The organism is Pollutimonas nitritireducens (assembly GCF_002849615.1).
Taxonomy (GTDB): domain Bacteria; phylum Pseudomonadota; class Gammaproteobacteria; order Burkholderiales; family Burkholderiaceae_B; genus Pollutimonas; species Pollutimonas nitritireducens.
Genome location: NZ_PDNV01000023.1, coordinates 1 through 7,053 on the forward strand (window position 1 = coordinate 1; position 7,053 = coordinate 7,053).

At 58.5% G+C, this 7,053-nt stretch carries 12 protein-coding genes; 11 read left to right on the forward strand and 1 reads right to left on the reverse strand.

The annotated features are described in order from the left end of the window. The 11 genes from CR155_RS21190 to trfA all read left to right on the forward strand — a co-directional run. Positions 1 to 180: hypothetical protein (locus CR155_RS21190; protein WP_233214437.1), on the forward strand; the 180-nt coding region annotated here is incomplete at its 5' end. 1,291 nt (positions 181 to 1,471) lie between these two features. Next, entirely contained in the window at positions 1,472 to 2,149 is a 678-nt protein-coding gene (locus CR155_RS20350; RefSeq protein ID WP_102071885.1) for a hypothetical protein, read from the forward strand. 3 nt (positions 2,150 to 2,152) lie between these two features. Continuing rightward, positions 2,153 to 2,296 carry a hypothetical protein gene (locus CR155_RS20850; RefSeq protein WP_158238311.1) on the forward strand — a complete coding sequence of 48 codons (144 nt, stop codon included), beginning with the start codon at positions 2,153 to 2,155 and terminating at the stop codon, positions 2,294 to 2,296. Next, positions 2,293 to 2,514 (forward strand): hypothetical protein, encoded by a 222-nt coding sequence (locus CR155_RS20355; protein WP_102071886.1) that lies wholly within the window; start codon positions 2,293 to 2,295, stop codon positions 2,512 to 2,514. Before CR155_RS20850 ends, CR155_RS20355 begins: the two co-directional genes overlap by 4 nt. Further along, positions 2,505 to 2,765, forward strand: a complete 261-nt coding sequence (locus CR155_RS20360; RefSeq protein ID WP_143705227.1) for a hypothetical protein — start codon at positions 2,505 to 2,507, stop codon at positions 2,763 to 2,765. Before CR155_RS20355 ends, CR155_RS20360 begins: the two co-directional genes overlap by 10 nt. A 144-nt stretch (positions 2,766 to 2,909) precedes the next feature. Next, positions 2,910 to 3,569 (forward strand): AAA family ATPase, encoded by a 660-nt coding sequence (locus CR155_RS20365; RefSeq protein WP_102071888.1) that lies wholly within the window; start codon positions 2,910 to 2,912, stop codon positions 3,567 to 3,569. Between the two features lie 14 nt (positions 3,570 to 3,583). Continuing rightward, entirely contained in the window at positions 3,584 to 3,856 is a 273-nt protein-coding gene (locus CR155_RS20370; protein WP_102071894.1) for a CopG family transcriptional regulator, read from the forward strand. A 12-nt stretch (positions 3,857 to 3,868) separates the two neighbouring features. Continuing rightward, positions 3,869 to 4,144 (forward strand): hypothetical protein, encoded by a 276-nt coding sequence (locus tag CR155_RS20375; protein WP_102071889.1) that lies wholly within the window; start codon positions 3,869 to 3,871, stop codon positions 4,142 to 4,144. A gap of 122 nt (positions 4,145 to 4,266) precedes the next feature. Further along, positions 4,267 to 4,740, forward strand: a complete 474-nt coding sequence (locus CR155_RS20380) for a hypothetical protein (protein WP_102071890.1) — start codon at positions 4,267 to 4,269, stop codon at positions 4,738 to 4,740. Further along, positions 4,737 to 5,033 carry a type II toxin-antitoxin system RelE/ParE family toxin gene (locus tag CR155_RS20385; RefSeq protein ID WP_102071891.1) on the forward strand — a complete coding sequence of 99 codons (297 nt, stop codon included), beginning with the start codon at positions 4,737 to 4,739 and terminating at the stop codon, positions 5,031 to 5,033. Before CR155_RS20380 ends, CR155_RS20385 begins: the two co-directional genes overlap by 4 nt. 77 nt (positions 5,034 to 5,110) lie before the next feature. Next, complete coding sequence (gene trfA, locus CR155_RS20390; protein WP_102071892.1) at positions 5,111 to 6,046, forward strand: plasmid replication initiator TrfA; 936 nt, start codon at positions 5,111 to 5,113, stop codon at positions 6,044 to 6,046. A gap of 607 nt (positions 6,047 to 6,653) precedes the next feature. On the opposite strand, the gene CR155_RS20395 is transcribed toward trfA, so the two are convergent. Next, positions 6,654 to 6,848, reverse strand: coding sequence for a hypothetical protein (locus CR155_RS20395; protein ID WP_102071893.1), 195 nt, complete (start codon positions 6,846 to 6,848; stop codon positions 6,654 to 6,656). Positions 6,849 to 7,053 lie beyond the last annotated feature (205 nt).

A 7,053-nucleotide genomic window follows, 5' to 3' on the forward strand; every position in this document is an offset into this window, starting at 1 on the left:
TGTGCTTTGTACTGCGGCGGCGCGATGGCCGGGGCCGGTTCTCGGCCGATGAAAGGCGCTTTGGCGAGCGCGGGAAAACCAAGCGCCTATGAGTCACGGTCTTTTGCGGTGAACGGCCAAAAAAAAACCCCCAAGCCGAAAAACGGGAAGGGGGCTCAAAACACACAAGGTGCGTTTTGAATGCCTGGACATGATCCAGGGCTTGGTACTGCTATCAGTGGGCCGCAGGAGTACACACTGCCGCCAGTGCCTAGGGCACAGCTCGGCGCATCCGTGGACGCGCAGATCCTCTGACCGTACAGACCTTGGGAGGTCGGTACAAAGCACAACAAAAAATTTCCTTCGTAGAACCCTTGTCCGACACGCGCCAACGCGCCGGGGGGATCAAATTCTCCTTGCTAGATGCGGGCTGCCAAGCCCTGTTTTTGACAACAACACACACGATGGCGCGACTTCGGTCGCGCCGTCACCCATTTACCGCCTAGCTCTTTCGACCTTCCACACACGCAGCGAGTGTGCATGGAGGCTCCCACTCGACAGGCTTACGCCCATCTGTGGCTACTCAAGCCGCTCCCAGTCTGATCAGGTGCCTCAACACGGTTGCCACACCGCATTGCCCGGCCAGACCTTCCCCAGTTAGACAGCGGGTACTGCACAGCACAACGACAGCAAGCTCGGCTAAACGACATATTTCTAGGTCTAAGACCCTACCCCTCGATGCTCTGAGGGTTTCCCTGTCCCAAGATTCCAAAACGGATCAGGTACTGGTCGTTCGCTTCATCGCTTCTCGCTTACCGCACCTTTGGTGCGGCACTGCCTTTGCACTGCTCGACATAGCGCCCTTACGGCGCATTTAGACGGTTGAGCTGTCCATCGACCCCCCATTTCTGGAGGTGCCGACCATCTCGCATTTCTGCTGATGGCCTGATCGTGTTGCCACGACCCTAAGCCCTCGTCTGTCGCACACGTCGCCCTCTTTCGATAAGCCCCGTGGGCCGGACTGGATACCGGCTTTTCCCATCTGCCAGGGACATCGCGCCATTTCCTGCGCGAGCCCGTTTCCTGGTCGCCCAATCTCCGACTTGGCGCAATGCGCAAGGTGCATTGCTCATGGGGCTTTGCGCTTTGCGCATTGCGCCTGATACGGATTGGGTCGAAGAGCGGGGTTCCCCCGCTCAGCGCCCTTCGCAGCCGGACGAGCATGGTTAGATGCATCCGGCTACGGCGGTTACTGACCCCATCGGTTGGCGACCGATGGGGCAGGTGACAGCGTGTTGTTGCTCGGGGGTTGGCGTACCCCGAGACAGCACGACTGGCGTGTGTGTCGGGGGTGGCTGGCCCGCGAGGATCTAGCGTTGTCGCGGGTAGCATATCGCAAAAAATCGCGATATGCAGGAATCTTTATTTATCATGTACCGACTTAGTTTTTAATATCGTCTTAGAATGCACATATCTACAATGAAGTATTTTTATGAAGTTGCATTCATCTATGCTGACAGATCGTAAAACCTACCTCATGCAACGCCTGCAGCACGCTGCCGCCCGAGGGGCTGCAACGCGCTACGCTGTGATCGAAACCGATACCCGCGAGCATGCCGAACGGCTGCTGAAAAAGTTCGCCGCCGCCTACGACACGGCGCTGCCCGCGGCTACCAAAACGCGGCGTCGGAAGGCCGGGGAGGCCACCACCTCGGCCTGGTGCTATGAGCGGCCAGAGCGCCCGGAACAGCCCCGGTACTGGATCGTCCTGATGGTCTCTGACGGCATCGGCCGGGTGACTGAACGGGAAAAATTGACCTCGATCACAGATCCCCGGCATCGTCTAGCGCTGGATGGCTACGAGCTGGTTCACGACGGATTGCGCTGGTCCTGGCGCATGGTGAAGCCCACCTATCAGTATTGGGAAAAACGCATTCGCACGGTGTGCGCCTTGCCTCCTGAGCGGCGTGACCCCAAAATGGTGGAAAAGCTCATTGCCGATCTTTCACGGGTGCCGGGGTTTCGCCTCGCCCGCCGCCAGGTCGGGAACCTGTACGGCCTGCTGCGGCGTGAGTGGGTGAGGCTGCGGCCCGCGAATGATCCGTTGCCGCCGCTGCCGACGTTTTTGCCCTATGTGCGGGCATTGGCAAAAGATAAACCAGGAGGGTAGGCGATGTCAGAGGGGGATCTAAGGTTTTTTGCCATACTCGGTTTGTTGACCGTCCCGGTGCTGTTGGCCGTGTACGCGGGCCAGATCAGCGACTGGCTGAACCGGAGTTGTGACAGGCGGGGGCAGGGCAATAAGGAGGACGAATGAAGAAGAGTGTGAAATTTCCATTGGGCGGGGTGGCGGCCTGGAGCATGCCGCTGGCCGTCTTTCTGGCGCTGATGTTCCTGGTGCCGCCGCCCGATCTGTTGGGCTTTCTCTTGGTCGCCCTGACGTTTTTCTACGTCCTGCCTGGCGTGATGCTTTTTTTGGGCTGCGACTGGTCACAGCAGCGATGGAACCCGGAAGGCAAAGGGCCTTGCGATTGAGTCAGGAATGGAGGCTGCGCCTCTACTACGGGGGCATCCTGCTGGTTGTCGTGGCAGTCATGGTTGCTGCGCCGATATTGATCGTTATCGTCGTGCCGCTGCTACTGGCGATCACGGAGTGGTCTGTTATTGCCCATGTTGCCGGGGATGTCCTGGACACTACCCATCAGCGGGATGCCGTGGCGGATTCCTGCCCACATCCCGCCAAGCGGAGGCGCATCCAACGTCGTAAGGTTCGTTTGACGATATAGCCGCAGCATGCAGCCGGTTTTTCTCCGGCCAGCAGCACAAACCAGTCTGTTCGGGCTGGTTTTTTTATGGGCGCTCGCCGTGTTCAAATCGCTATTTAAATGGTATTATAAGAATTGTTTTTAATATCCTTTTAAGGTTCTAACGTGATCATTACAGTAGGCAACACCAAGGGCGGCGTGGGCAAAACGACGCTTGCGGTTCAGATTGCCATTGCCCGCGCCTTGGCCGGGCGTGAAGTCTGGCTGATTGATGGCGACAGGCAGGGCACGGCAGCGGCGGCGATAGCGGCCCGAGCCGAGAGCGATCGCCAGCCGGGCATTGCCTGCGCTCAATATGCCGATGGCTCGCTGCTTCGCAGCCAAGTGCAGCAGCAGCGTGACAAGTGGCAGGACATCATCATCGATGCGGGCGGGCGAGATTCCACCGCCTTGCGTGCCGCCTTGATCCTGTCCGATGTGCTGTTGGTGCCTTTCGCGCCGCGTTCCTATGACGTGTGGGCGCTCGATGACATGGCCGGTCTGGTGGATGAGGCCCGTAGCATGCGCGACGGCCTTCGATGCTATGCCGTGCTGAATCAGGCCGACCCTGGCGAACACTCGACCGACAACAGCGAGGCGGCGGCGGCGGTGGCCGAGGTGTCTCAATTCGACTACCTGCCTACCCCTATCCGGCGGCGCAAGGCGTTCAGTAACGCCGGTGGCGCTGGCCTGGCCGTGGGCGAACTGGCTCCGAAAGATCACAAGGCGATTGCCGAAATAGACCAGTTAATGGAATCGCTTTTTAATATTCAAAAAATTGCCTAATGGGATTTATTGACATGTCAATACAACGTAAACCCAAATCTACGCTAGCCGCGCAGGATGCCTTTATTCAAGGTGCGCCCGACGCCCAGCTCAATGCCGAAGCGGTAGCGGCCAGCACCTACGAGAAGGGCATTGCCAAGGGCCACAAGCGGCAAATCTCGCTCACGATTGCCCCCGAGCTGCTGCGCAAGGTCGATGAGGTCGCTAAGCGCACCGGCCAGGCCCGCGCCGCCGTCATCAACCTGGCAATTTTCCGCGCCCTGGAGGGCGACATTTTCCAAAAGTAGGAGCCCCGAGCGATGAGCGACCAAACGACGATTCTGTACCGTATCCCGGCCCCGTACAGCGATCAGACCATCGAGGTTTACGGCGATCCTGACAACGCCTGGTACGAATGGCGTGTGCTCGATGCCAGCGGCAAGGCTGTGCAGGACACTGGCACCGAAGGCAGCGGCTCTTTCCGGGGCCGTCAGTACGGCAGCGCCGAAATTGCCCTGCGCGATGCGTTGATGGTGAGCAGCGACCTGGATGACCCGCACCGGCTGGAAATGCAGCGCATCAAGGCTGGGAAGTAGTGGCATAACAGACGTTATGTCACGCTGGCAGGATCGGCAGTAAAAAGGGCTTGGAAGTACACCTAATAAATGTGAAAATATCAATAGGTAATTTTCGCCAAGTCTCGGGAGGACTTTCTACCATGAATCAAACCATCGACACGGCCACGGCGCGGCGCATGGCTGAGGCAGGCACCATTCGGGGCGTTTCCATCATCGGCCAGCCAGGCGGCTGGAGCGTCATGCTCAAGACCGGCATGCTGGAAAAGCCCCTGGGCGGGCAGAAGACGGACAAGCCGCGTACTTGGCGCAGCCTGGACACGCTCACGGAATATCTGCGCAAGGATCTATCCATCGTACGGATCGACGGCGTGGACGCCACGCACCACAGCAGCGCCGACGTGCACCGGCCAGGGCGCCCCGATGCGGCCGCACGGATGAAACGCGCTCATGAAGCGGCTGCCCATGATGCGTGGTTTCGCGCCCAGGTGGACGCCGGCATCAAGGAGGCCGACGATCCAGCCACGCAGTGGATCAGCAACGAAGATGCAGAGGCCAGCATGGAAAAGCTGCTGACCAGGCTGGAGGCTGAGGGTAAGGGCCGGGGCACAAATTGAAAGTCGAGTGGTTGCCCCAGGCCATCAACACACGTAATGCGCAGCTTGTCTACATTGCTGAGGACAGTGCCCAGGCCGCACGCACTGTGGCGGTACGTTTGCGCGATCAGGTTCGTCAGCTTGAGCAGTTCCCCGAGCTGGGCCGCACTGGGCGGCGGCGCGGCACCCGCGAGCTGGTGATCAGCCGCACGTCGCTGGTGGTGGTCTACCAGATTCGGCCGAGGCTGGCCAGGATCGAGATCCTGCGCGTGCTGCATGCCGCGCAGCAGTGGCCCCCAGCGGAGCAGGTGTAGTATTCACGAGGCGGCGCAAGCCGGGGATAGCAGCCCCGACGAGCGCCTAACCACAACCGACTACAGGAGAGTCGAATATGGCTGAAATGAAGGATACCAGCAGCAAGCCTAGCCCGGTTGACCGGCTCAAAGCGATTGAAAAGCAGGCGATCAAGAAGGCGCGAAAAACACCGGCTGTGCCTTCGCCTCAAATGTCGTTAGCGCTGTGGCCGGATTCCGTGCGGGGCGTGCCTAACGCCGTGCTGCGCGGCTCTCTCTTCACTGTCAGCAAAACCCGCGAAGCATTTAAAAAACGGGAACTGCTGGCCGCTGTAGACGGCATCGAGGTTCGTTTTATGGGCATCCGGTTCAATCAAACCGACCTGGACGTATGGGAAATGCTCTTGCACCTGGCGCGGCTCCAGCCGCTCGGTAATCAGGTTGCTTTCCATGCCCATGCCTTCCTTAAAGCCCTTGGTCGCAAGACCGGTGGCAAAGACCATGAACAGCTAAAGGAAGAAATAGCCCGGCTACAAAGCGGTACCGTTGAAGTGACCTGGACGAAAAATGGAAAAACTTTCGGCGGCTCTCTGGTGAGTGAATACTACCGTGATGAAGAAACTCAGCGTTACGTTGTGGTGTTCAGCACGAAGATGCTCTCCCTCTATGAGGGCGGCTATTCTCATATCAATTGGGAGCAACGAGCCGCACTTGGCAACAACAGCTTAGCCAAATGGCTGCATGGCTTTTATGCAACTCACGCTGCCCCCCTCCCTTACAAGGTGGAGACGCTTAAAACCTTGTGCGGCAGCACGACAAAGGCCCTTTGGGAGTTTCGTCGGATGCTTAAAAACGCCCTGGCTGAACTGGTCGAGGTAGGGGCTATCAAGGACTGGGAAATCTCATGGGATGATCTTGTACGCATTGAAAACAAGCCCTCTTTGAGCCAGATAAAGCACATCAACAAGGCCAGTGCGCCGACTAGACGCAATCGTTCTAAAACGAGTGCAGGACTAAAAAAAGCCCCGATTTAAGGCGCGTGTTTTGACACACGCTGGACACGGGTTTTCACACAGGTGGGCACGGGTTTTGACACAGGTGGGCACGGGTTTTGACACAGGTGGGCACGGGTTTTGACACAGGTGGGCACGGGTTTTGACACAGGGTCATGCCGACTTACCCACAGGCCAAGCCCAGCACTGGTGCGGCTTTCGACCAAAGTGGCAAAAACCCCTAATATTCTTTTAATAATTATTTAATCGGGGCCGCTGTGCATAACCCCTGGTTTCTTGCCCAAAAGCGGCGCACATAGAAAGGTATGACAAGAGTCCCCACCCTTCGGGCGGGGAAAGGCAGGCCCCTGATAACGGACAAGCACCAGGTCGCTACCCGCGACACGGACAGTTGGTCATCGACGGCTGCAAAAAACGGTTTGGCAGTGGACAGCGGCTTACTACGGCCCAGGGGCTTCGCCAAGAGACAACCGCGCAAAGAGGGAAGATGGGGTTCAAACCTTCCAGAACGCCCCAGGCGCGTTTTAAATGCTGTAGTGGCGGAATTGGTGCTCTGTGTCAAAAAAATCGCTTGTGCGGCTTTTGGGCGCGTTCCAGATGGGGACTTACCCCTTTCTTTTGCCCGGTTTCAGTTTTCAATGACCTCGATGCCGCCACCGGGCAGGGTACGCACCAAGCGCCCTTGTTCGTCATAGCCGACCACGCCGCCCGCTTCGCGCAGCCTTTTCATGGCCTGGACGGCCTTGGCCGATGGGGTCGCCAGTGACTCGCCCAAGTGTTTTTCATCGACCTGGCCAGATGCACTATCGCGGGATTTTTTCATCGTGGGCCTCGTGGGGGTGGGATCAGAAGTATTTTGCCAGGATTGGGGATGTCTGGCCCGCAGCGCGGGCCAGACGGATGTGCTTTGTACTGCGGCGGCGCGATGGCCGGGGCCGGTTCTCGGCCGATGAAAGGCGCTTTGGCGAGCGCGGGAAAACCAAGCGCCTATGAGTCACGGTCTTTTGCGGTGAACGGCCAAAAAAAAA